Source organism: Streptomyces sp. NPDC026377 (assembly GCF_055567715.1).
In genome coordinates this window covers 657,704-682,755 of the sequence record NZ_JBVHPV010000001.1, presented here as the reverse complement: position 1 = coordinate 682,755, position 25,052 = coordinate 657,704, and the positions used below count along the sequence as shown (strand labels likewise).

The window sequence follows — 25,052 nt, the reverse complement described above, 5'->3', positions numbered from 1 at the left end:
TGGGGGTGCAGGGGTTGGGGGGGTGGGGGGAGGGGGAGGGAGGGGCCCCCACCCCCCGCGCCCGTACGCTGGACCGGTGACGGACGAACCTGCCGAAGACACAACCGCCCGGCCCGAGGCCCCAGCGACCGCGGACGAGAACGCGGAGCGGCCCGAAGCCCGGCTGGACCGGGCTGTGCGGGCGGCCGAGCAGGCGTTGATCGAGTTCGAGATCGCCGTGGAGACATTCCGCGTGGAGGTGGAGAACTTCTCCCGCCTGCACCACCAGAGGCTCGGCCCGATGTATGCCCGGCTCGACGAGCTCGACGCCCAGATCGCCGAGGCCAGGGCCTCGATGACCGGCGATCCGGAAGACCTGCGCAAGGCACGCGAGGCACGAGCCGCCGTCATGCCCATGCCCGGGGTCGACGAGCTCTTCCACGACTGGATGGACTCCGACGGGCTCTCCCCCGAGGCCGCCTCCATGCTCACCGACCAGCCCGTACGGCCGCCGAAGCGGGTCCGCCCCAGTGAGGAGGCGCGCAAGCTCTACCGCGAGCTGGCGCGCAAGGCGCACCCCGACCTCGCGCAGGAGGAGCAGGAACGGGCACGCCGCGAGGAATTCATCACCCGGGTCAACGCCGCGTACGGCCGGGGCGACGAGGAGCTGCTGCGGGAGCTCGCCGAGGAGTGGGCGGCGGGCCCGGTGCCGGAGGAGGCACGCCCCAGCGAGAGCGAGGAGCTCTACGCCCGGCTGGAATGGCTGGCCCAGCGCAAGGAGCTGTTGGCCGTGCTGGCCCGTGAGCTGGAGGACAGCGCGATCGGCTCGATGCTGCGGATGGCGCCCGACGACCCGGACCGGCTGCTGGAGGAGATCGCCGAGCAGCTGCTGGCCGAGGTCGCCGGGCGCGAAGCGGTCCTGGCGGAGCTGGTGCAGTAGCGTTCCCCGTGACCTGGCCACACGGCTGACTTCGTGGCCGGCCGGTACCGGTGACCGGCCGATGCGAACGTCGCGGCTGCTCCGGCGCCGCGACCGGGACAGCTGACACGTACGAGAGAAGGCATGACCCATGAATTTCGCCCAGCTGCCGTCCGTGGAGGTCGCCGCCGTGCCGGCCGATGCCCTGGTGCTGGATGTCCGTGAGGACGACGAGTGGGCGGCCGGGCATGTCGAGGGCGCGCTGCACGTGCCGATGAGCGACTTCGTGGCGCGCTTCGGCGAGGTGACGCAGGCTGTCGAGGACGGCCGCCGGGCGTATGTGATGTGCAGGGTCGGCGGACGGTCCGCGCAGGTCACGCAGTACTTGGTGCAGCAGGGGATCGACGCTGTGAACGTCGACGGTGGCATGCAGGCGTGGGACGCCGCCGGGCGCCCGATGGTCAGCGACAACGACAGTCCGGCTGTCGTCCTCTGACGGGCTCTCGTCCCTGAGCGACACCGCGGTACGAGCCGCTCGTACGCGGTGGGCCGTGCACGGCGACCCGTGCGCGAGCGGCCGTTTGCGAGCGGCCGTGTCAGCGCTGCGCGCGACCCCGCTATCCGAGTGGGTGCGCGGCCAACAGGTCGCCGAGGGCTTCCTCGTGGGCCGCGGCCGGGCCGAGGGACAGTTCCAGTTGCTTGGCCCAGGCGTGGTAGCGGTGCAGGGAGTAGTCGGTGTCGGCGCCGAAGCCGCCGTGCAGATGCTGCGCGGTTTGTACGACCCTGCGTACGCCCTCGGAGGCCCAGATCTTCGCCACCGCCACATCCCCCGACACGGGCAGCGGTCCCCCGGCGCCCACCTCCGGCCTTGCCTCCGCGCTGGTGCTGATACGCCACGCCGCCTGCCAGAGGGTGGCTTCCATCGCGCGCAGGTCGATGTAGCGGTCGGCCGCCTGGACGGCGACCGCCTGGAAGGTCGCGATGGGGAACCCGAACTGTTCGCGTTTGCCGGTGTAGGCGCTGGTCATCGCCAGTACGGCCTCGCCGAGGCCCAGCGCGAGCGCGCAGGTACCGGTGGTCAGCAGCTCGCGCAGCCACTCCCAGGCCCCTTCGGCTGTGATGACCGCGCGGGCTTCGATCCGTACGGAGTCGAGACGAACCTCGGCGAACCGCTCTCCGCTGGTGGAGACCTGATCGGCGAGCGTGATCCCGTCGTGGACGCGGGGGAGCAGCGCGAGGACGGCGCGCCCCTCGCCGGTGTGGGCGGGCACGGCGATCCGGTCCGCGTTCTGCGCCCAGGGCACCCCGGTCTGTACCCCGTCGAGTACCCAGTCGCCGCCCCCGGAGCTCTCCCGCCGTGCCGTGACAGCGAGTTCGGCCGGGTCATGGCCGGTGCGGCCGTTGGCCCCGACGGTGAAGACCAGCTCGCCCCAACCTGCGGCGGGAAGCAGTTCACGGGCCAGTTCGGGGTCCCCATATCGCTGTACGGCCATCGCCACCGCGCTGCTCTCCAGCAGCGGTATCCGAGCCAGCACCTTCGCGGCCTCGCGCAGCACCAGGCAGAGGGCGATGGGGTCAAGGCCCGCCCCGCCGTACCGGGGGTCGATGACCAGGCTCAGCAGGTCCGATTCCGCGAGCTTGGCCCACAGCGGGCGGTCGAACTCCTCGGCCACCGCGCCCTGAGTCAGCGCGGGACTCGGTACAGCGTCGGGCGTGAACCCCGCGAAGACCGCTTTCGCTGCCTCTACGGCCGCCTGCTGCTCCTCGCTGAAGGTGAAGTCCACAGCCCTGTCCTCCCGCGCACCAGATCTGATGGGCCGCCAAGATAGAACAGGTTCTATCGAATGGGAATGGGTGGAGCCAACGGACGATGGGCGGGACCGCCGGACGGTGGGTGGGACCGTGGACGGTGGGCGGGACCGTCGGACGAGAAGACGAACCTTGGGGGCCTCCCCCCCGGCCCCCTCCCCCCTCCCCAAGCTCCCTCCCCTCCCCGCCCCCTCACCGATCGAAGTCCAGCTCCACTTCCTTGGTGGCCGGGCGGGACTGGCAGGCCAGCACATAACCCGCCTCGGTCTCGTCCTCCTCCAGGGCGAAGTTCCGGTCCATCCGCACCTCGCCTCTGACCAGGAACGCCCGGCAGGTGCCGCACACCCCGCCCTTGCAGGCGTACGGGGCGTCCGAACGCGCCCGCAGCACCGTGTCCAGGAGCTTCTCGCCGTCCTGGACGGGCCAGGTTCCGGAACGGCCGTGCAGCGTCGCGGTCAGCGTGGCGTGCGCCGGGGCCGAGACCGCCGCGGCGCTCGGCGCCGGTGCCTCGTCGACGTGGAAGATCTCCTCGTGGATACGGCCGCGGGCGACGCCGAGTTCGCGCAAAGCCCGCTCTGCGCCCTGGACCAGGCCGAACGGTCCGCACAGGTACCAGCCGTCGACCTCCTGCACCGGGAGCAGCGCGGGCAGCAGGGCCGTCAGCCGTTCCTGGTCCAGCCTGCCGGAGGGCAGTCCGGACTGCTGCTCCTCCCGGGAGAGAGCGGTGACCAGCTGGAACCGGTCGGGGAAGCGGTCCTTCAGGTCGGCCGTCTCCTCCAGGAACATGGTGGACGACACCGTGCGGTCGCTGCGTATGAGGCAGAAGCGGGCTTCGGGTTCCCGTTCCAGCAGGGTGGTGGCGATGGACAGGACGGGGGTGATGCCGCTGCCGCCGACGATGGCCACGAAGTGTCCGGCGCGGGGCTCCAGGATGAAGCGGCCCATCGGCTCCATGACGTCGACCATGTCGCCGACGGTGAGTTCCTTGAAGGCGTACGTGGAGAACTCGCCACCCTCGACGAGGCGGATGCCGACGCGCAGAACGGGTGTGCCGGGGTGCTCGACGGCGGGCGCGCAGATCGAGTACGTACGGCGTATCTCCTGGCCCTGCGTGGTGCGGCGCAGCGCGAGGTGCTGGCCGGGGCGGTGCCGGTAGGCCTCGCGCAGCTCCGGTGGCACGTCGAAGGTGACGGTCACCGCGTCGTCCGTGAGCCGTTCGACCTCGCTCACCCGGAGTGGATGGAACATCTACAACTCCTTGAAGTGGTCGAACGGTTCGCGGCAGGCGACGCAGCGGCGCAGTGCCTTGCACGCCGTGGAGGAGAACCTGCTCAGCAGCTCGGTGTCGGTGGAGCCGCAGTGCGGGCAGCGCACGGAGAGGGTGAGGGCGACGGGGGTGTGGGCGCCCTGGGGCCGGGGCGGCGCTATTCCGAACTCGGCGAGTTTGCGGCGGCCTTCGTCGCTGATGTCGTCGGTCGACCAGGCGGGCGAGAGGACGCGGACGACGGTGACGTCCGGGATTCCGTGCTCGTGCAGGACCTGTTCGATGTCGGCGGTCATCGCTTCTATGGCGGGGCAGCCGGTGTATGTGGGGGTGAGCCGGACGGTGACCTTGCCGGGGCCCTCCAGGTGGACTCCGCGCAGCACGCCGAGTTCCTCCAGGGTGATCACGGGCAACTCGGGGTCGGGGACGGATCCGGCGAGCCGGGCGAGGTCCCGTTCGAGCGGAGTCATCTCGGCCGTAGCCGTAGCCGTAGCCGTAGCCGTAGCCGTAGCCGCGGGCGCGGGCGCGGGCGCGGGCGTGCCGGTCACCATGTCGCCCCCGGGTGGCTGCGGTGCAGGTGCTGCATCTCGGCGAGCATCCGTCCGAAGGGTTCGGTGTGCAGGCCCTGGCGGCCGGCTCCGGCGGCCCAGGCGCCGGTCCTGGGGCCTTCGGGGACGGTCAGAGTGGCCTGCTCCAGCACCGAGGTGATGGAGGTCAGCCACTTGTCCTCGGTGTCCTGCCAGTCGATGTCGACGCCGTCGACGGGCTGGAACATCTCTCCGGTGAACCGCCACAGCGCCTCGCAGGCGCGCTGCATGCGGTGGTGGCTCTCCTCGGTGCCGTCGCCCAGGCGCAGGGTCCACTGTTCGGCGTGGTCCTGGTGGTAGGCGACTTCCTTGACCGCCTTGGCGGCCAGCCCGGCGAGGTCGCCGTCGCCTGTGGCGAGCTGTCCGTAGAGCAGTTTCTGGTACGTGGAGAAGTAGAGCTGGCGGGCGATGGTGTGGGCGAAGTCGCCGTTGGGCTGCTCGACCAGCTGGAGGTTGCGGAAGGCGCGCTCTTCGCGCAGGAAGGCCAGCTCGTCCTCGTCGCCCGCGAGGGAGAGCAGGACGCGGGCCTGGCCGAGCAGGTCGAGCGCGATGTTGGCGAGGGCCACTTCCTCTTCGAGGACGGGGGCGTGTCCGGCCCACTCCCCCAGTCGGTGCGACAGCACCAGTGCGTCGTCGCCGAGGGCGAGTGCGGCCGCGACCCCGGGCGTGGGGGTGTCCGTCGTGGGCGCGGGCGTCGGGGCCGTCACAGGTGCTTCACCCCTTCCGGGATCTCGTAGAAGGTCGGGTGGCGGTAGGGCTTGTCGCCGGCCGGTTCGAAGAAGGAGTCCTTCTCGTCGGGGGAGGAGGCGGTGACCGAGTTGGAGGGGACCACCCAGATGGAGACGCCTTCGGAGCGCCGGGTGTAGAGGTCGCGCGCGTTGCGCAGGGCCATCTGGGCGTCCGGGGCGTGCAGGCTTCCGGCGTGGGTGTGGGAGAGCCCGCGGCGCGAGCGCACGAACACCTCCCACAGCGGCCAGTCGTGTGCGGTCATGCCGTCGCCTCCCCGTTCCTGTGGTGCTTGGTCGCGTACGCGGCGGCCGCGTCGCGGACCCAGGCGCCTTCCTCGTGGGCGCGGCGCCGTTGGGTGAGCCTTTGTTCGTTGCACGGGCCGTTGCCCTTGAGGACGTCCCAGAACTCGGTCCAGTCGATCGTCCCGAAGTCGTGGTGTCCGCGCTCCTCGTTCCACCGCAGGTCGGGGTCGGGGAGGGTGAGGCCGAGGGCCTCGGCCTGGGGGACGCAGATGTCGACGAAGCGCTGGCGGAGCTCGTCGTTCGAGTGGCGTTTGATCTTCCAGGCCATGGACTGTGCCGAGTGGGACGATTCGTCGTCGGGCGGGCCGAACATCATCAGCGAGGGCCACCACCACCGGTCCACCGCGTCCTGCGCCATCGCGTGCTGCTCGGGGGTGCCCTGGGAGAGGGCGAGGAGCAGCTCGTAGCCCTGGCGCTGGTGGAAGGACTCCTCCTTGCAGACGCGGACCATCGCCCGTGCGTACGGCCCGTAGGAGCAGCGGCAGAGGGGGACCTGGTTGGTGATGGCGGCGCCGTCCACGAGCCAGCCGATGGCGCCGACGTCGGCCCAGGTCAGGGTGGGGTAGTTGAAGATCGACGAGTATTTCTGGCGGCCCGTGTGGAGCTTGTCGAGCAGCTCGTCGCGGCTGACGCCGAGTGTTTCGGCCGCGCTGTAGAGATACAGCCCGTGGCCGGCCTCGTCCTGCACCTTCGCCATGAGGATCGCCTTGCGGCGCAGCGAGGGCGCGCGGGTGATCCAGTTCGACTCGGGCTGCATGCCGATGATCTCGGAGTGGGCGTGTTGCGCTATCTGGCGGACGAGGGAGGCCCGGTAGGCGTCGGGCATCCAGTCGCGCGGCTCGATACGCTCGTCGGCGGCCACCGCGGCGTCGAACGCGGCCGCGTACGCCGAGGTGTCCTTCTCGTCCTCCGCCGGTGAGCCGTGCTTGTTGGTGCCGGTCTCCGCGGTCACTGCCGTCATCCGAGCCCCCTGCCGAGCTGTCGATTCCGGGCCGTCCGCCGGGCTGCCTGCGCCCGACCGATCGTTCGGTTCATTGACTTCAATGGTGAGTCGACGGCCCGTAGGGTGTCAACCCTGTGGATAACCCAGTGGAGCCGACCGGGATCGGGGCGGGATGCATTCGTACGACGAGAAGGACGTGCCGGGCGGGGAGGATCGGCCCCGGCGGACCGGGCCCGACGCCGCCGACGGCGGTCCGCAGACCGGCCCCGGCGCTGCCGCACCCGCTCCCACCAGCGATGACGTGACCGCGCCCCGCGATCGCGCGAACCCGCGCGGCGACGAGGCGACCCGGCCCGGCGGCGCCTCGGGCGCATCGGACACATCCGCTCCCGCGTCCGGCGGCTCGGCCATACCCGCCCACGCGCCCGGCGCGCCGACCCCTGCGCCCGGCGCGCCCCCGCACGCCGCCCCGTCCTCCCTGCCTTCCGGCTCACTCGCCGCGCCTGCTCCCACGGCCTCCGACACCCCCGGCTCCCCGGTGGCCGGGGCCTTCGAGTCCCCTGCCCCCGGTGTCCCGGGGCGCGGTATCGCCGGGCTGTCGCTGCCCTACCAGGTGGCGGGTGCGCTCGCGCTGGCCGTCGTCGCGGTGGTGGGGATCGTCCACATCGGCATGGTGTTCCTGCATGTCGCGCCGTCCAACACGGTCACCAAGCAGCACGGCAAGGTGATCGAGGACTGGATCTATCCCGAGTTCGAACAGAACTGGAAGCTCTTCGCTCCCAACCCGCTCCAGCAGAACATCTCGGTCCAGGCCCGTGCCGAGATCCGTATGCCGGACGGGAACCGCAGGACGACCGGCTGGATCGATCTGACGGCCCAGGACGGCTCCGGCATCCGCGGCAACCCGCTGCCCAGCCACACCCAGCAGAACGAGCTGCGCCGGGGCTGGGAGTTCTTCGTCAACTCCCACACCGACGACAACAAGCCCAACGGGGCGCGCGGCGAGCTCTCCGACCGCTACATCCGCCGGATCGTGATGCTCCGCCTCGGCGCGCACCACGACGGGGGGACTGTCGAGCGTGTACAGGTCAGGTCCGTGACGAGGTCCGTGAAGGCTCCGGCGTGGAGCGACGAGAAGATCGACACCCGGCCGTACTACCGGGTCGTCCCCTGGTGGACCGTGACCCCCGCCGACCTGCCGGGCGGCGCCGGTTCCACCGAGGCACGCACGGAGGCGGGCCGATGAACGAGTCCACGAGTGGGCCCGCCAGCGGGTTCACCAGCCAATCCCCAGGCGGGGCGAGGAGCGAAGCGGTGAGCGGACCCGGACCCGGGCCGGTGAACGGTCTGACCGGCGGGGCCGCCGACGCGCAGCCCCAGGCCGACAGGCAGCCCCAGGCGTCACCTACCGCCCCTCAGCCCCAGGCGTCACCTACGACCCCCCAGCCCCAGGGATGGCACTGGCACGCCTCGCTCGACCACCAGACACCGCAGGCCCCCTCCCCGGCCCCCGGCGGCCTCCCCGTGCCCGCGGCCCCGCTCTCCCACGCTCCTGTTCCCGCCGCCGAGTCCAAGCCCGCCCAGGCCCTGCGCCGGGTCACGGGCGCGGCGCTCGGTCCGTACCAGAGCGCGATCGTCCGGATCGGCTTCTCCGCGACCTGGCTGCTCTTCCTGCTGCGCGAGCTGCCGCACCGCCGGGAGCTGTACGGCCCGGACGGCCCGTGGAGCTGGGACATGGCCCAGCGGCTCGTGGACGGCAACCACGCCTTCACGGCGCTGCTGTGGACGGACAGCACGCTCTGGTTCGAGACCGTCTACGCCCTCGCCGTGCTCTCCAGCGCCCTCCTGCTGCTCGGCTGGCGCACCCGCACCATGTCCGTGCTGTTCATGGTGGGTGTCCTGTCGTTGCAGAATCGGTCCGTCTTCATGGGGGACGGCGGGGACAACGTCATCCATCTCATGGCGATGTATCTGGTGCTCACCCGCTGCGGCCAGGTCTGGTCGCTGGACGCGCGCCGGCGCGCACGGGCGGCGGCGCGCGCCGCCCGGACCGGCGAGCCGGTGGCGGACCGGGTGGGACCGGTGCTGTGGAGCGTCCTCGGTGTCTGCCTCCTCGCTGTGACGCTGCTCGGCGACGCGAGCGGCGGCTGGCTGTTGATCTTCTGGGGTCTGTGGGCGGTGCAGGCGCTGTGGTGGGCCGCCGGGCGGTACGCGCGGGGCGACCCGCGCGCCCTGCTCGACGTGGTCGCCAACCTCGCGCACAACGCCACCATGGTCGTGATCATGGCCGAGGTGTGTCTGATCTACGCGACCGCCGGCTGGTACAAGATCCAGGGTTCGCGCTGGCAGGACGGCACCGCGCTCTACTACCCGCTGCACCTGGACTACTTCTCGCCCTGGCCCGCCCTGTCGGACATCCTCGGCGGCAGCGGCCTGATCGTCATGCTGCTCACCTATGGAACGGTCGCCGTCCAGGTGGCGTTCCCGTTCACGCTCTTCAACCGGCGGGTCAAGAACGTCCTGCTGGTGGCGATGATGCTGGAGCACGCCGGAATCGCCCTGCTGCTCGGGCTGCCGTTCTTCTCGCTCGCGATGATCGCGGCGGACGCGGTGTTCCTGCCGACCGGGTTCCTGCGGTGGCTGGGCGGCCGTGCCGCAGGGCTGCGTGAGCGGCTGCCGCGCCGTGCGGCCCTGCGGGGGCGTACGGACGAGGAGCAGCGGCCCCGTACGCTCGTGGCGTGAGCAGCGAGACCAGCCCCAGCCCCTCCTCCGGCGCCGAGAAACCGGCGCCGGAGCCGCTTCAGTACGACGACGGCTTCACGCCGGAGGTCGGGGTGGGGCCGCACCCGCTGCCCTGGCCCGAAGGGGAGCGGTACGACCCCGAGCTGCTCGCGCACGGCGACCGGCGCAATGTCGTCGACGCCTACCGCTACTGGACGCGTGAGGCGATCGTCGCGGACCTGGACACCCGCCGCCACGACTTCCATGTGGCGGTGGAGAACTGGGGCCACGACTTCAACATCGGCTCCGTCGTACGGACTGCCAACGCCTTCCTCGCCAAGGAGATCCACATTGTGGGGCGGCGGCGCTGGAACCGGCGCGGCGCGATGGTCACCGACCGCTACCAGCACGTACGCCACCACCCCGACACCGAGTCGCTGACGGCATGGGCGGCCGCCGAGGGGCTGGCGGTCGTCGGGATCGACAATCTGCCGGGCGCGGTGCCACTGGAGCGCACCGTGCTGCCGCGGCGGTGTGTGCTGCTGTTCGGGCAGGAGGGGCCGGGCCTGACCGAGCAGGCGCGCGAGCACGCCTCGGTGGTGTGCTCGATCGCCCAGTTCGGCTCTACCCGGTCCATCAACGCGGGCGCCGCGGCCGCGATCGCGATGCACGCCTGGGTGCAGCGCTACGCCACCATCCCGGACCCGGCGCTCTGAGGGAGCCGGGTCCGGTGCGGGCGCCCGGTACGCGTGCTTCGGGGTGCCCGGTGTGCGTGTCAGGCCTGGCGGCGGACCTCCACCACCCGGAAGCGGTTGGCCACGAACGCGCTGTCGCACAGGGCCGCGTTCGCCGCCGGGTTGCCGCCGGAGCCGTGGAAGTCGGAGAACGCCGCCGTCTGGTTGACGTAGACCCCGCCCGTCAGGTTCAGGGAGAGCTGGGCGGACTCCTCCAGGCAGACCTCCTCGACCGCGCGCTCCACCTCCTGCGATGTCGTGTACGCGCCGACCGTCATGGCGCCCTTGTCGCGGACCGTGCGCCGCAGCAGCTCCAGCGCGCCGGCGGTGGAGTCGACGGCCACGGCGAAGGAGACCGGGCCGAAGCACTCCGACAGGTAGGCCGCCTCCGCGTCCGGCTTGGCGCCGTCCAGCTTGACGATCACCGGGGTGCGCACCACCGCGTCCGGGAACTCCGGGTTGGCGATCTCGCGTGAGGGCAGGGCGACTTCGCCGAGCCCGGCCGCGGCCTCCAGGCGCGCCTTCACGTCCGGGTTGACCAGCGCACCCAGGATCGCGTTGGCGCGCGCGTCGTCGCCGAGCAGGCCGCCGACCGAGGCGGCGAGGTCGGCCACCACCTCGTCGTAGGACTTCTCTCCCGCGTCGGTGCTGATGCCGTCGCGGGGGATCAGCAGGTTCTGCGGGGTGGTGCACATCTGGCCGCTGTAGAGGGACAGCGAGAAGGCCAGGTTGGAGAGCATTCCCTTGTAGTCGTCGGTGGAGTCCACCACGACCGTGTTGACGCCGGCCTTCTCGGTGTAGACCTGCGCCTGGCGGGCGTTGGCCTCCAGCCAGTCGCCGAAGGAGGTCGACCCCGTGTAGTCGATGATCTTGATTTCGGGGCGGACGGCGAGCGTCTTGGCGATGCCCTCGCCGGGCCGCTCCACGGCCAGGGCCACCAGGTTCGGGTCGAAGCCCGCCTCGGACAGGACCTCGCGGGCGATCCGGACGGTCAGGGCCAGCGGCAGCACCGCGCGCGGGTGCGGCTTGACCAGGACGGGGTTGCCGGTGGCCAGTGAGGCGAACAGGCCCGGGTAGCCGTTCCACGTCGGGAAGGTGTTGCAGCCGATCATCAGCGCGATGCCGCGGGCGGCGGGGATGAAGGTCTTGCTGAGCTCCAGCGGGTCGCGCTTGCCCTGCGGCTTGGACCAGTGCGCCGCGCCCGAGGGGGTGCGGGTCTGCTCCCGGTAGGCGTAAGCCACCGCCTCCAGGCCGCGGTCCTGGGCGTGTGGGCCGCCCGCCTGGAAGGCCATCATGAACGCCTGGCCGCTGGTGTGCATGACCGCGTGCGCCAGCTCCGGGGTGCGGGCGGAGACGCGGGAGAGGATCTCCAGGCACACCAGGGCGCGCAGCTCGGGCCCGGCCTCGCGCCAGGCGCCCATGCCGGCCTTCATCGCCGGCAGCAGCACCTCCAGGTCGGGGTGCGGGTAGGTGATCCCCAACTCCGTCCCGTACGGGGAGACTTCCGCGCCCGTCCAGTCGTCGGTGCCGGGCTGGTCCAGGTCGAAGCGGGTGCCGAGCAGGGCGTCGAAGGCGGCCTTGCCGTCGTTCTCGTACGCCTTGGGGTGCTCGGGGTGGGGGGACCAGTATGCACGCGTGCGGATCGCTTCCAGGGCCTGGTCGAGCGTGGTCCGGTGGGACTCGGTGAGCTGCTGGGGGCTGAGCTGGGCGGCCATACGGACCAACTCCTCGTCGAGCTGGGCAGGGACGGGCGGACAGAGTTAGAGTAACCGAACGATCGGTCGGGACAAGGGGGTCCGTCGAACCTGTGGACAACGCATCGGGGAGGATCGCGTCATGACCGCCATCGAACCAAGCCCTGCCGTCGGGCCGGACCGTGCCGTCGCCGTCGTCGGCACCGGGACCATGGGGCAGGGCATCGCCCAGGTGGCCCTTGTGGCCGGGCACCCCGTGCGGCTCCACGACGCCGTCCCCGGCCGGGCGCGTCAGGCCGCCGAGGCCATCGCGGGCCGTCTGGGGCGGCTCGTGGAGAAAGGCCGGATCGCACCGGCGGAGCGCGACGCCGCGCTCGACCGGCTGCACCCGGCCGAGGAGCTGGCCGAGCTCGCGGACGCCGCGCTGGTCCTCGAGGCGGTCCTGGAGCAACTCGACGTCAAGCAGCAGCTTTTCACGGCCCTCGAGGACATCGTCGCCGAGGACTGCCTGCTCGCCACCAACACCTCCTCCCTGTCCGTCACCGCCGTCGCGGGGGCCCTGCGCCACCCGGGCCGTTTCGTCGGGATGCACTTCTTCAACCCCGCGCCGCTGCTCCCCCTCGTCGAGGTCGTCTCCGGCTTCGCGACCGAGGAGGCCGCCGCCACGCGCGCGTACGAGACGGCCAAGGCCTGGGGCAAGACCCCGGTGCGGTGCGCCGACACCCCGGGCTTCCTGGTCAACCGCATCGCGAGGCCCTTCTACGCCGAGGCCTTCGCCGTGTACGAGGAGCGCGGTGCCGACCCCGCCACCATCGACGCCGTGCTGCGCGAGAGCGGCGGCTTCGCCATGGGCCCCTTCGAGCTGACCGACCTCATCGGCCAGGACGTCAACGAGGCCGTGACCCGCTCGGTGTGGGAGGCCTTCTTCCGGAGCCCCAAGTTCACCCCCTCGCTCGCCCAGCGCAGGCTCGTCGAGGCAGGTCTGCACGGCCGCAAGAGCGGACGCGGCTGGTACGGCTACGGGGAGGGCGCGGCGCGCCCCGAGCCGCACACCGCCGAGCCCGCCGAGGCGCCGGGAGCCGTCACGGTCGTCGGTGACCTGGGCCCCGCCGCCGAGCTCGTCGCGATGATGCGCGAAGCGGGCATCGAGGTGAAGAGCGTCGAGTCGGGCGGCCCCTACATCGGACTCCCGGGCGAGGGCCAGCTCGTCCCCGCCGACGGGCGCACCTCCGTCGAGTACGCGGACGTCGTCTACTTCGACCTGGCCCTGGACTACCGGGGTGCGACCCGCGTCGCGCTCTCGGCGAGCGAGGACACCTCCGCGCGCGCGGTGAGCGAGGCCGTCGGCCTCTTCCAGAAGCTCGGCAAGAAGGTCAGCGTCATCGGGGACGTGCCGGGCATGATCGTCGCGCGTACCGTCGCGATGCTCGCCGACCTCGCCGCCGACGCGGTCGCCCGGGGCGTCGCCACGCCCGAGGACATCGACACCGCGATGCGCCTGGGCGTCAACTACCCGCTCGGGCCGGTCGAGTGGAGCCGCAGGCTGGGCCGGGACTGGGCGTACGACCTGCTGTCGGCGATGCACGAGCGCTGCCCCAACGGGCGGTACGCGCCGTCGCTCGCCCTCTACCGGCAGTCGTACAGCAACGGCGAGGAGACCGCCTCATGACCACCGCCAAGCGGGACACGTACACCCCGGAGACCCTGCTCACGGTCGCGGTGCGGGTCTTCAACGAGCGCGGCTACGACGGCACCTCCATGGAGCACCTGTCCAAGGCGGCCGGTATCTCCAAGTCGTCGATCTACCACCACGTGTCGGGCAAGGAGGAGCTGCTGCGCCGGGCCGTCAGCCGCGCCATCGACGGCCTGTTCGCCGTGCTGGAGGAGCCGGGTGCCACCCGCGGCCGCGCTATCGAGCGAGTCGAGTACGTCACTCGGCGTACGGTCGAGGTGCTGATGGCGGAGCTCCCGTACGTCACCCTGCTGCTGCGCGTACGCGGCAACACCAAGACCGAGCGGTGGGCGATGGAGCGCCGCAGGGAGTTCGACCAGCGGGTCTCCGACCTGCTGAAGGCCGCGGCCGCCGACGGCGACCTCCGTTCCGACATGGACATACGCCTGGCCACCCGGCTGCTCTTCGGCATGGTGAACTCGCTGGTGGAGTGGTACCGGCCGCAGCGCGAATCGGAGGCCGAGCGCGCCCAGGTCACCGAGGCGGTCGTCCACCTGGCCTTCGACGGGCTGCGCACCCATCCCTGACGCGCGCGTGACGTTGACGCGCCGCCAGGATCGCGATCACCATCCACGGTCATGAAACCCGTGCGCACCCGTGGTGCCGTTGTGTCCTTGTGTGCCCTGACGCTGCTGTCGGCGGCGGCGCTGTCCGGCTGCGGCGGGGACGCCGGCGGCAGCGAGGCGCAGCCTTCTGCCGGACAGAGCTCCGGCACGCGCGTGCCGCTGCGCAAGGGCGATGCCTTCGGCTGTCTGAGCCCGGAGCAGGCGGCGGCGGGCTCTGTCGTCTTCAAGGGCGCCGACGGCGCCGAGACGGCCGGTTTCCACACCGGGGAGGGCCGCGCGGGAATCGTGCTGGCGCACCAGGCGGACGGGAACGTGTGCCAGTGGAAGGACAAGGCCCTGGCGCTGGCCCGGGAGGGCTTCCAGGTGCTGGCCGTGAACTCCACCGGTGACGACGTCGCCGAGATCGCCGGGGCGGCCGCCTACTTGCGCGCCAGGGGCGCCGGGAAGCTGCTCCTGATGGGCGCGTCCAAGGGCGGCACCGCCGTGGTCAAGGCGGCCACGGTGCTGAAGCCGAGGCCCGACGCCGTCGTCTCGCTCTCGGGGCCCACGGCGTACGGCCCCGACGACGCCCTGGCGGCCGCCCCCGGGCTCACCTCGCCCGTGCTGTACATGGCGGGCGCCGGCGACAGCCCCTTCGGCGACGCGGCCGTCCAGCTGAGCAAGGCCAGCACCAAGGCGCCCGAGAACCGGCTCTACGAGCTCAAGGACGTCTACGACCACGGCGTCGCGCTCCTGAACGATCCCGGCAACTGGTCCACGGTGCTGGCCTTCCTGAAGAAGCACCGCGCCTGACGGGCCCCCGGCCACCAGGCCCGACCGCCCGGTCTGCCCCCGGGGCCGACTACCCGACCGGACCCGACCGGACCCGACCGGGACCACCTGACCGGCGTACCCGTACCCGCGCGCGGCGTATCCGACGGCAGCCGGTCCGGCCCGCGCCTACGGCGTGGCGGGCCCCGGGTCCAGGTCGGTCTCCTCGAAGACCAGCAGCGTACGGGTGGACAGCACCTCGGGGATCGACTGGAGCTTGGTCAGGACCAGTTCGCGCAACGCCCGGTTGTCCGGCGAGTGCACCAGCAGCAGGACGTCGAAGTCGCCGCTGACCAGGGCGATGTGCGCGGCACCCGGCAGGGCCTGGAGCTGCTCGCGGACCGTGCGCCAGGAGTTCTGCACGATCTTGAGGGTGATGTAGGCGGAGGCGCCCTGTCCCGCCCGCTCGTGGTCCACACGCGCGGTGAAGCCGCGGATCACCCCGTCGTCCAGCAGCCGGTTGATCCGGGCGTAGGCGTTGGCGCGCGACACGTGCACCCGCTCGGCCACGGAACGTATCGACGCGCGCCCGTCGGTCTGGAGCATGCGCAGGATGTCGCGGTCCACGGCGTCCAGCGGCCGCGCCGCGGCGCCCTGGCCCTCGTCGGCCATTTGTTCAGTTGCCATGTCCCCCCGCCTCCCTAGCATGGACGACCTGTCTCTATCCCAGGGTGTGCAGAACCGTTTGTCCACAGGCTCGCGGCGCCTGTAGCCAAAATGCGCTCTCGACCGAACAATCGGTAGGTGAGGCGCATCACACTGCCGTGCCTCCTTCCCGCTCTCACGAGGAGGTGCTTCGTCATGACGGTCCAAGAGCTGCCCGGTGCCGGTGCCGCCGCCTACCGGCCCACCCCTCCCCCTGCCTGGAGGCCCCGCACCGACCCCGCCCCGCTGCTCCCGGACCCCGAGCCGTACCGCGTGCTCGGCACGGACGCCCCGCTCGACCGCACCCTGATGCTGCGGCTGTACGAGGAACTGGTCCGCGGCCGGCGGTACAACGCGCAGGCCACCGCCCTCACCAAGCAGGGCCGCCTCGCGGTCTACCCGTCCTCCACCGGCCAGGAGGCCTGCGAGGTCGCGGCCGCACTGGTGCTCCAGGAGCAGGACTGGCTCTTCCCCAGCTACCGGGACACCCTCGCCGCCGTCGCCCGCGGACTCGACCCCGTACAGGCCCTTACCCTGCTGCGGGGCGACTGGCACACCGGGTACGACCCGCACGAGCACCGCATCGCCCCCCTGTGCACCCCCCTCGCCACCCAGCTCCCCCACGCGGTGGGCCTGGCGCACGCCGCCCGCCTCAAGGGCGACGACGTGGTGGCGCTCGCCATGGTCGGCGACGGCGGCACCAGCGAGGGCGACTTCCATGAGGCGCTGAACTTCGCGGCCGTCTGGCAGGCCCCGGTCGTCTTCCTCGTCCAGAACAACGGCTTCGCCATCTCCGTGCCGCTGGCCAAGCAGACCGCGGCCCCCTCCCTCGCCCACAAGGCCGTGGGGTACGGGATGCCGGGCCGGCTGGTCGACGGCAACGACGCGGCGGCGGTCCACGAGGTGCTGGCCGACGCCGTCGCGCGCGCCCGCCGGGGCGGCGGCCCCACCCTGATCGAGGCCGTGACGTACCGGATCGAGGCACACACCAACGCCGACGACGCCACCCGCTACCGGGTGGACGCCGAGGTGGCCGCATGGCGCGACCACGACCCGATCCAGCTCCTGGAGACCGAGCTGACCAGCCGTGGATTCCTCGACGAGAGCGGGAAGAAGGCCGCGGCCGAGGCCGCGGAGAGCATGGCCGCTTCCTTGCGCGAGCGGATGAACGCGGACGCGGAGCTCGACCCCATGGACCTGTTCGCCCACGTCTACGCCCAGAAGACCGCCCAGCTGCGCGAACAGGAGGCCCAGCTGCGGGCCGAGCTGGCGGCGCACGAGGACGAGGAAGAGGGACAGCGATGACCACGGTCGCGGCGAAGCCCGCCACCATGGCGCAGGCACTGCAGCGCGCCATGCGCGACGCGATGGCCGAGGACCCCGCGGTCCACGTCCTGGGAGAGGACGTGGGCACGCTCGGCGGGGTCTTCCGGATCACCGACGGGCTCGCCAAGGAGTTCGGCGAGGACCGCTGCACCGACACCCCGCTCGCCGAGGCCGGCATCCTCGGCACGGCGGTCGGCATGGCGATGTACGGACTGCGGCCCGTGGTGGAGATGCAGTTCGACGCCTTCGCCTACCCGGCGTTCGAGCAGCTGATTAGCCATGTCTCGCGGATGCGCAACCGCACCGGCGGCGCCATGGGCATGCCCCTGGTGGTGCGGGTGCCCTACGGCGGCGGGATCGGCGGCGTCGAGCACCACAGCGACTCCTCCGAGGCCTACTACATGGCGACCCCGGGCCTGCACGTGGTGACGCCCGCCACCGTCGAGGACGCCTACGGACTGCTGCGCGCGGCCATCGCCTCCGACGACCCGGTCGTCTTCCTGGAGCCCAAGCGGCTCTACTGGTCGAAGTCCGCCTGGTCGCCCGAGGCGCCCGCCGAGGTCGCGCCCATCGGCAAGGCCGTGGTGCGCCGCCCCGGCCGCAGCGCCACCCTGATCACCTACGGCCCCTCCGTCCCGGTCTGCCTGGAGGCGGCCGAGGCGGCCACCGCCGAGGGCTGGGACCTGGAGGTCGTCGACCTGCGCTCCCTGGTGCCCTTCGACGACGAGACGGTGTGCGCCTCGGTGCGGCGTACGGGCCGGGCCGTCGTCGTCCATGAGTCGACCGGCTTCGGCGGCCCCGGGGGCGAGATAGCGGCCCGGGTCACCGAGCGCTGCTTCCACCACCTGGAGGCGCCGGTGCTGCGCGTCGCCGGGTTCGACATCCCGTACCCGCCGCCGATGCTGGAGAAGCACCATCTGCCGGGCGTCGACCGTGTCCTGGACGCGGTGGCGCGGCTGCAGTGGGAGGCGCAGAGCTGATGCCCAAGGTCCTGGAATTCAAGCTGCCGGACCTCGGCGAGGGCCTCACCGAGGCGGAGATCGTGCGCTGGCTGGTGGCGGTCGGCGACGTCGTGGCGATCGACCAGCCGGTGGTCGAGGTCGAGACCGCCAAGGCGATGGTGGAGGTGCCGTGCCCTTACGGGGGCGTGGTGACGGCGCGCTTCGGTGAGGAGGGCACGGAACTGCCCGTCGGTGCGCCCCTGCTGACCGTCGCCGTCGGGGCGCCGGAAGCGGCCGACGCCGAGTCCTCGGAGTACTCGGGCAACGTCCTGGTCGGTTACGGCACGGGTGAGGCCGTGCGGCGGCGGCGCCGGGTGCGCCCGGCGCCGGTGGGCGCGGCGCCCGGAGCCGTGCCGGTGGCGCCCTCCGCACCCTCGGTGGCGACCTCGCCCGGCCACGCGCGCGCCGCCGCCCCGGCCGCGAGCGCGTCCGCGCCCGCCGGACCCGTCTCCCTGGGCGAGGGGCCCGTGCCCGTCATCTCGCCCCTCGTACGGAGGCTGGCGCGGGAGAACGGGGTGGACTTGCGCGGACTGACCGGCTCCGGGCCGGACGGGCTGATCCTGCGCGCCGACGTGGAGTCCGCGCTGCGGACGGCGGCCCAGCCGACGTCGGTGGCGGCCGAGTCCGTGCCCGTGGCGGCCGCTTCCGCCGCCGCCGGGACGCGGATACCGCTGCGCGGGATACGGGGCGCGGTCGCCGACAAGCTGGCGCGCAGCCGTACCGAGATCCCCGACGCCACGTGCTGGGTCGACGCCGACGCCACCGAACTCATGGCGGCGCGGGCCGCGATGAACGCGGTGGGTGGCCCGAAGATCTCCGTCCTGGCGCTGCTGGCCAGGATCTGCACGGCGGCCCTCGACCGCTACCCCGAGCTCAACTCGACGGTGGACACGGCGGCGCGGGAGATCGTGCGGCTGCCCGCCACACACCTGGGCTTCGCCGCCCAGACCGAGCGGGGCCTGGTCGTGCCGGTCGTCCGGGACGCGCAGGCGCGCAGCGCGGCGTCGCTGAGCGAGGAGTTCGGGCGGCTGACCGAGGCGGCCCGGGCGGGCACGCTGACGCCCGGAGACCTGACCGGGGGCACCTTCACGCTCAACAACTACGGGGTGTTCGGCGTGGACGGATCCACCCCGATCATCAACCACCCCGAGGCGGCGATGCTCGGAGTCGGCCGGATCGTGCCCAAGCCGTGGGTGCACCAGGGCGAGCTGGCGGTACGACAGGTCGTCCAGCTGTCACTGACGTTCGACCACCGGGTGTGCGACGGCGGCACGGCGGGCGGCTTCCTGCGGTACGTGGCGGACTGCGTGGAACAGCCGGCGGTGCTGCTGCGGTCGCTGTAAGCGGGACGGGGGCCCCGGGAAGGGGGCGGCGGGTGCCACTGCCCCCTTCGAGCCCGGGCTGTCCCCCGGCTGTCCCCCCGGCTGCCGCCCGGCCCGCGCGCCGCGCCCCGGGCCGCACCCCTCGTACGGCGTGCGGCCATATTGCTGGGCCGCGCCCCGGGCCGCGCCCTCGTACGGCATGCGCCCATACTGCTGGGATGACGATGCCCCATGACGCCATCGTGCTCGCCGGAGGGGCCGCGCGGCGGCTCGGCGGGGCGGACAAGCCCGGGGTGCGGGTGGGCGGCAGGGCCCTGCTCGACCGGGTGCTGGCCGCCTGCGCCGGGGCCGGGGTCACCGTGGTCGTCGGGGGGCGCCGCACCACGGCCCGGCCCGTGCGGTGGACGCGCGAGGAGCCGGCCGGTGGCGGGCCCCTCGCCGCCCTCGACGCGGGGCTCCGGCTCACCACCGCCCCTGCGGTGCTCGCGCTCTCCGCCGACCTGCCCTTCCTGGGAGAGCCCACCGTGACGGCCCTGCTCGACGCCCTCGGCGCCGGCGGGCGCGAAGGCGTCCTGTGCGTCGACGAGAACGGCAGGGAACAGCCCCTCGTCGCCGTCTACCGGGCCGAGCCGCTGCGCCGCGTGCTCGCCCTCCTCGCGGCCGAGCACGGAGGGCTCGGAGGTCTCCCCCTGCGGCTGCTGACCCGCGCACTCGACCTCGACCGCCTCGCCGCCCCCCAGCCGCTCGCCTCCTTCGACTGCGACACCTGGGAGGACATCGCGACGGCCCGGGCCCGGATCAGGGAGCATGGGAACGTGCTGGACGAATGGATCACCGCAGTCAAGGACGAACTCGGCATCGACCTGGACGTCGACACCGGCGTGCTGCTCGACCTGGCCAGGGACGCCGCCCACGGCGTGGCCCGGCCGGCGGCCCCGCTCACGACGTTCCTGGTCGGCTACGCGGCCGCCAAGGCGGGCGGGGAGGGTGCCGACGTCGCCGAGGCGGCCCGCAAGGCCGCCGCCCTCGCCACCCGGTGGGCCGCCGAGAAGGACGAGCCCACCCCGTGACGGGTGCCGAGCCGTCCGTGTCGCCCATCGATGACGGGGTGGAGGAGGCGCTGGCCCTCGTGAGTGCTCCCGTTCCCGCCCCCGTGCCCGCGCCGGAACCCCGCTCCGGCCCCCGCCACCGCGCCGTGCCCTGGCACCACGCCAGGGACACCGCCGTCGCGGCCGGGCGGGCGGCTCCCCGCCGCAGCCACCGGGTACCGCTCGCCCAGGCCCTGGGCGAGACCCTGGCCGCCCCGCTGGCGGCCCTCACCGACCTGCCGTCCTTCGACACCTCCGCCATGGACGGCTGGGTCGTCGCGGGCCCCGGTCCCTGGCGGATCCGGGACGCGGCCGACGGCATCCTCGCCGGACACACGGCGCCCGCCCCCCTGGCGGACGGGGAGGCCGTACGGATCGCCACCGGCGCGCGCATCCCCGCCGAGGCGACCGCCGTCATCCGCAGCGAGCACGCCCGCACGGACGAGGCCAAGGCGGTGCTCCATGCCCAACGGGAGGTCGTCACCGGGCAGGACATCCGCCCGCGCGGCCAGGAGTGCCGCTCCGGAGACCGGCTGCTCCCGGCGTCCGCACTGGTCACCCCGGCCGTGCTGGGGCTGGCGGCGGCGGCCGGGTACGACGAGCTGAGCACCGTGCCACGGCCCCGCGTGGAGATCCTCGTCCTGGGCGACGAGCTGCTGGCCGAGGGGCTGCCGCACGAGGGGCTGATCCGGGACGCGCTCGGACCCATGCTGGGGCCCTGGCTGCGCATGCTCGGCGCCGAGGTCGTCGCCACGCGGCGGCTCAAGGACGACGCCGAGGTCCTGCTCGCGGCCGTGGAAGGCTCGGTGGCCGACCTGGTGGTGACGACCGGTGGTACGGCGGCCGGGCCCGTCGACCATGTGCATCCCGTGCTGCGGACGCTGGGGGCCGAGCTGCTGGTGGACGGGGTCGCCGTCCGCCCCGGGCATCCGATGCTGCTGGCCCGGATCGCCGCCGGAAAGCACCTGGTGGGGCTGCCCGGCAATCCGCTCGCGGCCGTCTCCGCGCTGCTCACCCTCGCCGAACCCCTGCTGCGGGAGCTCGCGGGGTACCCGGGCGGTGCCGCGTCCACCGGCCCGTACACCGCCGCGCTGCGCGAGGAGGTGCACGGGCATCCGTACGACACCCGGCTCGTGCCCGTGGTGCACCGGGGCGAGGACGTCGTGCCGCTGCACTACAACGGCCCGGCCATGCTGCGGGGGATCGCGGCGGCGGACGGGCTGGCGGTCGTACCGCCGGGCGGGGCCAGGGCGGGGCAGGACGTCGAGGTGCTGGATCTGCCGTGGGGACAACTGGCTTTGGGGGAAGGGTGTTTCACGTGAAACATGGGCGGACGGGGATCGTGGAGGGGCCGTGGTGGCGGCCAGGCCGTTCACGGGGTGACGTCTCAAGTCGCTTGTGGCGGGCGGGTGTTTCACGTGAAACATCGCCGGGACGCCTCAACTCGCTTTTCCCCAAGCGGTGTTTCACGTGAAACTGCCCGGACAGGACGTGATGGCCCGGCAGGCGGGCGAGAATCTGGTCACCCGGCGGGTGAAGCTGCCGCGCCGGGTGGTGGACCGGCCGCTGCGGCAGGTTGGCAAGCGGCTCCTGATGGCGCTCGGCGTGCTGGTGCTGACCACGTTCATCGTCTGGATCGACCGTGCCGGCTACCACGACAACGCCGACGGCAAGCTGGATCTGCTGGACGCCTCGTACTACGCCACCGTCACGCTCTCCACGACGGGGTACGGCGACATCGTCCCGTACAGCGACAGTGCCAGGCTCACCAACATCCTGCTGATCACGCCGCTGCGCGTGCTCTTTCTGATCATCCTGGTCGGTACGACTCTCGAGGTCCTCACGGAGCGGACCCGGGAGGAGTGGCGGCTCAACCGCTGGAAGGCGAACTTGCGAGACCACACCGTCGTCGTCGGCTTCGGGACGAAGGGCCGTTCGGCGATCCAGACGCTCTGCGCGACCGGGCTGAAGAAGGAACAGGTCGTGGTCGTCGACCCGAGCGCGAAGGTGATCGAGACGGCCAACGCCGAGGGGTTCGTCGGGGTCATCGGGGACGCGACGCGCAGTGATGTACTGCTGCGCGCCGAGGTGCCCAAGGCCCGGCAGATCGTGATCGCCACCCAGCGCGACGACACGGCGGTGCTGGTGACGCTGACGGCACGCCAGCTCAACCGGGGGGCGAAAATCGTCGCGGCGGTACGGGAGGAGGAGAACGCGCCGTTGCTGCGGCAGTCCGGGGCGGACGGGGTGATCACGAGCGCCAGCGCGGCGGGGCGGCTGCTCGGGCTCTCCGTGCTCAGCCCGAGCGCGGGCATCGTGATGGAGGACCTGATCCAGCAGGGCAGCGGGCTGGACATCGTCGAGCGGCCGGTGAGGAAGAGCGAGGTGGGGCGGGGGGTCCGGGAGACGGAGGACCTCACGGTCAGTGTGCTGCGCGGGCACCGGCTGCTGGCATACGACGACGTGCGGGCCGGGCCGCTCCAGCTGACGGACCGGCTGATCACGATCGTACGGGCGGGCGGGACGGCCTCGGAGGGCGCGGCGGAGTAGCGTCGGTCGCATGTATGCGATCACGATTCCTGAGCCGGGTGGACCCGAGGCGCTGGTGTGGGCGGAGGTGCCCGATGCCGTGGCGGGTGAGGGCGAGGTCCTCGTCGAGGTGGCGGCGGCGGCCGTCAACCGTGCGGATGTGCTGCAGCGGCAGGGGCATTACGAGCCGCCGCCGGGGGCCTCTCCGTATCCGGGGCTGGAGTGCTCCGGGCGGATCGTCGCGCTCGGGCCCGGGGTGTCGGGGTGGTCCGTGGGCGACGAGGTGTGCGCGCTGCTGAGCGGTGGCGGGTACGCGGAGAAGGTGGCGGTGCCGGCGGGGCAGTTGCTGCCGGTGCCCGAAGGGGTGGAGCTGACGGTGGCGGCGTCGCTGCCGGAGGCCGTCGCGACGGTGTGGTCCAACGTGTTCATGGTGGCTCATCTGCGGCCCGGAGAGACGCTGTTGGTGCACGGCGGTGCGAGCGGGATCGGCACGATGGCGATCCAGCTGGCCAAGGCGGTGGGGGCGCGGGTCGCCGTCACCGCGGGCGGCCCCGAGAAGCTCGCGCGGTGCGCGGAGCTGGGGGCGGACATCCTCATCGACTACCGCGAGCAGGACTTCGTGGAGGAGGTCCGCAAGGCGACGGACGGGGCGGGGGCGGACGTCATCCTCGACATCATGGGGGCGAAGTATCTGGAGCGGAACGTACGGGCGTTGGCCGTCAACGGGCGGCTGGCCGTCATCGGGATGCAGGGCGGGGTGAAGGGCGAGCTCAACCTCGGGGCGCTGATGGCGAAGCGGGCGGCGGTGACGGCGACGACGCTGCGGGGGCGGCCGGCGGGGGAGAAGGCGGCCATCGTGGCGGCGGTTCGGGAGCATGTGTGGCCGCTGGTGGGGGCGGGGCGGGTGCGGGCGGTTGTGGATCGGGTTGTGGGGATGCGGGAGGCGGGGGAGGGGCACCGGGTGTTGGAGGCGGGGGGGCATGTGGGGAAGGTGTTGTTGGTGGTTTGACCCCATCCCCGCCCCTTCCCTGAACCCTCCGGGGGTGGAGTGGTTGCGGAAAGGTGGTTTTCCCGGGGACTCCGTCCCCGGGCCCCTGGGCGGGGGCTGCGCCCCGGCGCCCCGTTTGCGGTTGCGCCGCCCCGCGCCCTGGATGGGTTCGGGGTGGGTGGGGAATGGGGTTTCCCGTTGGCTGCGCCCCGGGCGGGGTCGTGCCCCGTTCCTCCGGCCCCGCTCCCGTCAGCCCTGCAAGGGCAGCCCGGCAAGTACGGGCAGCCCTACAAGTACGGGCCCCCCGTCCGTACGCCCGGGCCCTCCTCGTCGTCGTGGGAGGTGCCGGGAGGGAGAGCTCGGCGCATTTGTTCCAGTTGGGCTCGGGCTGCCATCTGCTGGGCGAACAGGGCCGTCTGGATACCGTGGAAGAGGCCCTCCAGCCAGCCCACCAACTGGGCCTGCGCGATACGCAGTTCCGATTCGGAGGGGATCGCCTCGTCCGTGAACGGGAGCGACAGGCGTTCCAGCTCCTCGACCAGTTCGGGGGCCAGGCCGTCCTCCAGCTCCTTGACCGAGGAGGCGTGGATGTCCTTCAGGCGTACACGGCTCGCCTCGTCCAGAGGTGCCGCGCGCACTTCTTCCAGAAGCTGCTTGATCATGCTGCCGATCCGCATGACCTTGGCGGGCTGTTCGACCATCTCCGTCACCGGGACCTCGCGCGACTCGTCGTCACCGCCGCCGATGGCCATGCCGTCCTGTCCGACGACCAGGATGTGGGGGCTGTCCGGCGACTGTTCGTTCCTCGGCATCTCCATGCCGTCCATTCTCTCGCACACGTGCCTCACATCACGTTGTGCCCCCGGGGAGCGGTGATCCACCCCCTGAAGAGCGGCGGAGTGGGAGCCGCGTCACATACGGCGCAGGCGCAGGGCCAGGAACGCCAGGCCCAGACCCGTCAGCGTCAGGCCCGCCCCCATCGACAGCACGTGGACCCGTAGGTCCGACGTGCTGGACAGCCCCGATGACTGGCCCCTGCGGGCGATCGCGGGCTGCGCGCTCGGCAGCGGCGGTGACGGCATCGGCGTCAGCGAGGAGAACGCGTCGGCGATCGGCTGCGCCGACTCGTCCGGTACGTAGGGGAGCGTCCCGGGCGGGCGGCCCGGTCGGGCCCGGCCCTCCCCCGCCAGGTTGCCCGCGAACCGCTGGTCGAGGGCGGCGGACGGGGGCGTCGGGTCCTGCGCCGCGTACGCGGGTGCGGGAGGGGTCACGAGCAGCAGGCCCGCCAGCGCCGCACCCGCGCCCAGCGGCCCGAGCACCGCCCGGAGCCGCGTCCGGAGCCCTGAAGCCATGCGGTCAGCGTC

At 72.5% G+C, this 25,052-nt stretch carries 25 protein-coding genes; 15 read left to right on the top strand and 10 right to left on the bottom strand.

Going from position 1 to position 25,052, the window contains the following annotated elements; all coding sequences use genetic code 11:
* Positions 1 to 22 precede the first annotated feature (22 nt).
* Together ACZ4MU_RS02945 and ACZ4MU_RS02940 are read left to right on the top strand one after the other, a co-directional pair.
* Positions 23 to 919, top strand: a complete 897-nt coding sequence (locus ACZ4MU_RS02945; RefSeq protein WP_467870095.1) for a hypothetical protein — start codon at positions 23 to 25, stop codon at positions 917 to 919.
* Between the two features lie 130 nt (positions 920 to 1,049).
* Complete coding sequence (locus ACZ4MU_RS02940; protein WP_467870092.1) at positions 1,050 to 1,394, top strand: rhodanese-like domain-containing protein; 345 nt, start codon at positions 1,050 to 1,052, stop codon at positions 1,392 to 1,394.
* A 121-nt stretch (positions 1,395 to 1,515) separates the two neighbouring features.
* Here ACZ4MU_RS02940 and ACZ4MU_RS02935 read toward each other — a convergent pair whose 3' ends face one another.
* From ACZ4MU_RS02935 to paaA, 6 genes are all read right to left on the bottom strand, one after another.
* Positions 1,516 to 2,682 (bottom strand): acyl-CoA dehydrogenase family protein, encoded by a 1,167-nt coding sequence (locus tag ACZ4MU_RS02935; protein WP_467870090.1) that lies wholly within the window; start codon positions 2,680 to 2,682, stop codon positions 1,516 to 1,518.
* Between the two features lie 217 nt (positions 2,683 to 2,899).
* Entirely contained in the window at positions 2,900 to 3,955 is a 1,056-nt protein-coding gene (locus ACZ4MU_RS02930; protein WP_467870087.1) for a 2Fe-2S iron-sulfur cluster-binding protein, read from the bottom strand.
* Complete coding sequence (gene paaD / locus ACZ4MU_RS02925; RefSeq protein ID WP_467870084.1) at positions 3,956 to 4,441, bottom strand: 1,2-phenylacetyl-CoA epoxidase subunit PaaD; 486 nt, start codon at positions 4,439 to 4,441, stop codon at positions 3,956 to 3,958.
* Positions 4,442 to 4,515: 74 nt separating this feature from the next.
* Positions 4,516 to 5,265 (bottom strand): 1,2-phenylacetyl-CoA epoxidase subunit PaaC, encoded by a 750-nt coding sequence (gene paaC, locus ACZ4MU_RS02920; RefSeq protein ID WP_467870082.1) that lies wholly within the window; start codon positions 5,263 to 5,265, stop codon positions 4,516 to 4,518.
* Positions 5,262 to 5,549: a 1,2-phenylacetyl-CoA epoxidase subunit PaaB gene (gene paaB / locus ACZ4MU_RS02915; protein WP_467870079.1), complete on the bottom strand. Its 288-nt coding sequence runs from the start codon at positions 5,547 to 5,549 to the stop codon at positions 5,262 to 5,264. Before paaB ends, paaC begins: the two co-directional genes overlap by 4 nt.
* A complete protein-coding gene (gene paaA / locus ACZ4MU_RS02910; protein ID WP_467870076.1) occupies positions 5,546 to 6,550 on the bottom strand; it encodes a 1,2-phenylacetyl-CoA epoxidase subunit PaaA in 1,005 nt (334 codons plus the stop codon). The genes paaB and paaA overlap by 4 nt, the downstream gene beginning before the upstream one ends.
* Positions 6,551 to 6,704: 154 nt before the next feature.
* On the opposite strand from paaA, the gene ACZ4MU_RS02905 reads away from it, so the two are divergent.
* The 3 genes from ACZ4MU_RS02905 to ACZ4MU_RS02895 all read left to right on the top strand — a co-directional run bounded on the left by ACZ4MU_RS02905 (position 6,705) and on the right by ACZ4MU_RS02895 (position 9,969).
* Positions 6,705 to 7,778, top strand: coding sequence for a DUF5819 family protein (locus ACZ4MU_RS02905; RefSeq protein WP_467870073.1), 1,074 nt, complete (start codon positions 6,705 to 6,707; stop codon positions 7,776 to 7,778).
* Between the two features lie 278 nt (positions 7,779 to 8,056).
* Positions 8,057 to 9,274, top strand: coding sequence for an HTTM domain-containing protein (locus ACZ4MU_RS02900; RefSeq protein WP_467870619.1), 1,218 nt, complete (start codon positions 8,057 to 8,059; stop codon positions 9,272 to 9,274).
* Positions 9,271 to 9,969 (top strand): TrmH family RNA methyltransferase, encoded by a 699-nt coding sequence (locus tag ACZ4MU_RS02895; protein WP_467870070.1) that lies wholly within the window; start codon positions 9,271 to 9,273, stop codon positions 9,967 to 9,969. The genes ACZ4MU_RS02900 and ACZ4MU_RS02895 overlap by 4 nt, the downstream gene beginning before the upstream one ends.
* A gap of 59 nt (positions 9,970 to 10,028) precedes the next feature.
* Here ACZ4MU_RS02895 and paaN read toward each other — a convergent pair whose 3' ends face one another.
* Positions 10,029 to 11,702 (bottom strand): phenylacetic acid degradation protein PaaN, encoded by a 1,674-nt coding sequence (paaN, locus tag ACZ4MU_RS02890; protein WP_467870068.1) that lies wholly within the window; start codon positions 11,700 to 11,702, stop codon positions 10,029 to 10,031.
* 121 nt (positions 11,703 to 11,823) lie between these two features.
* Here paaN and ACZ4MU_RS02885 point away from each other — a divergent pair, with 121 nt between their 5' ends.
* The 3 genes from ACZ4MU_RS02885 to ACZ4MU_RS02875 are packed head-to-tail and all read left to right on the top strand — an operon-like array spanning position 11,824 to position 14,771.
* A complete protein-coding gene (locus ACZ4MU_RS02885) occupies positions 11,824 to 13,350 on the top strand; it encodes a 3-hydroxyacyl-CoA dehydrogenase (protein WP_467870065.1) in 1,527 nt (508 codons plus the stop codon).
* Positions 13,347 to 13,940 carry a TetR/AcrR family transcriptional regulator gene (locus ACZ4MU_RS02880; protein ID WP_467870062.1) on the top strand — a complete coding sequence of 198 codons (594 nt, stop codon included), beginning with the start codon at positions 13,347 to 13,349 and terminating at the stop codon, positions 13,938 to 13,940. Before ACZ4MU_RS02885 ends, ACZ4MU_RS02880 begins: the two co-directional genes overlap by 4 nt.
* A 51-nt stretch (positions 13,941 to 13,991) precedes the next feature.
* Positions 13,992 to 14,771: an alpha/beta hydrolase family protein gene (locus tag ACZ4MU_RS02875; RefSeq protein WP_467870059.1), complete on the top strand. Its 780-nt coding sequence runs from the start codon at positions 13,992 to 13,994 to the stop codon at positions 14,769 to 14,771.
* Between the two features lie 147 nt (positions 14,772 to 14,918).
* On the opposite strand, the gene ACZ4MU_RS02870 is transcribed toward ACZ4MU_RS02875, so the two are convergent.
* Positions 14,919 to 15,416: an Lrp/AsnC family transcriptional regulator gene (locus tag ACZ4MU_RS02870; protein WP_467870056.1), complete on the bottom strand. Its 498-nt coding sequence runs from the start codon at positions 15,414 to 15,416 to the stop codon at positions 14,919 to 14,921.
* Positions 15,417 to 15,590: 174 nt separating this feature from the next.
* Between ACZ4MU_RS02870 and pdhA the strand changes: the two genes are divergently transcribed.
* From pdhA to ACZ4MU_RS02835, 7 genes are all read left to right on the top strand, one after another.
* Positions 15,591 to 16,739 (top strand): pyruvate dehydrogenase (acetyl-transferring) E1 component subunit alpha, encoded by a 1,149-nt coding sequence (pdhA, locus tag ACZ4MU_RS02865; protein WP_467870053.1) that lies wholly within the window; start codon positions 15,591 to 15,593, stop codon positions 16,737 to 16,739.
* Positions 16,736 to 17,740: an alpha-ketoacid dehydrogenase subunit beta gene (locus ACZ4MU_RS02860; protein ID WP_467870050.1), complete on the top strand. Its 1,005-nt coding sequence runs from the start codon at positions 16,736 to 16,738 to the stop codon at positions 17,738 to 17,740. Before pdhA ends, ACZ4MU_RS02860 begins: the two co-directional genes overlap by 4 nt.
* Entirely contained in the window at positions 17,740 to 19,104 is a 1,365-nt protein-coding gene (locus tag ACZ4MU_RS02855; protein ID WP_467870047.1) for a dihydrolipoamide acetyltransferase family protein, read from the top strand. Before ACZ4MU_RS02860 ends, ACZ4MU_RS02855 begins: the two co-directional genes overlap by 1 nt.
* A 197-nt stretch (positions 19,105 to 19,301) precedes the next feature.
* The gene (locus tag ACZ4MU_RS02850; protein WP_467870045.1) at positions 19,302 to 20,153 is read left to right on the top strand and encodes an NTP transferase domain-containing protein; all 852 of its coding nucleotides are present in this window, start codon (positions 19,302 to 19,304) and stop codon (positions 20,151 to 20,153) included.
* On the top strand, positions 20,120 to 21,493 hold the full coding sequence (locus ACZ4MU_RS02845) for a molybdopterin molybdotransferase MoeA (RefSeq protein ID WP_467870042.1): 1,374 nt from the start codon (positions 20,120 to 20,122) through the stop codon (positions 21,491 to 21,493). The genes ACZ4MU_RS02850 and ACZ4MU_RS02845 overlap by 34 nt, the downstream gene beginning before the upstream one ends.
* Before the next feature lie 148 nt (positions 21,494 to 21,641).
* A complete protein-coding gene (locus tag ACZ4MU_RS02840) occupies positions 21,642 to 22,721 on the top strand; it encodes a potassium channel family protein (RefSeq protein ID WP_467870040.1) in 1,080 nt (359 codons plus the stop codon).
* Between the two features lie 10 nt (positions 22,722 to 22,731).
* Positions 22,732 to 23,709 (top strand): NAD(P)H-quinone oxidoreductase, encoded by a 978-nt coding sequence (locus ACZ4MU_RS02835; protein ID WP_467870037.1) that lies wholly within the window; start codon positions 22,732 to 22,734, stop codon positions 23,707 to 23,709.
* A gap of 266 nt (positions 23,710 to 23,975) precedes the next feature.
* On the opposite strand, the gene ACZ4MU_RS02830 is transcribed toward ACZ4MU_RS02835, so the two are convergent.
* Both ACZ4MU_RS02830 and ACZ4MU_RS02825 read right to left on the bottom strand, forming a co-directional pair.
* Entirely contained in the window at positions 23,976 to 24,506 is a 531-nt protein-coding gene (locus ACZ4MU_RS02830; RefSeq protein WP_358833742.1) for a bacterial proteasome activator family protein, read from the bottom strand.
* Positions 24,507 to 24,599: 93 nt separating this feature from the next.
* Entirely contained in the window at positions 24,600 to 25,040 is a 441-nt protein-coding gene (locus ACZ4MU_RS02825; RefSeq protein WP_467870034.1) for a hypothetical protein, read from the bottom strand.
* Positions 25,041 to 25,052 lie beyond the last annotated feature (12 nt).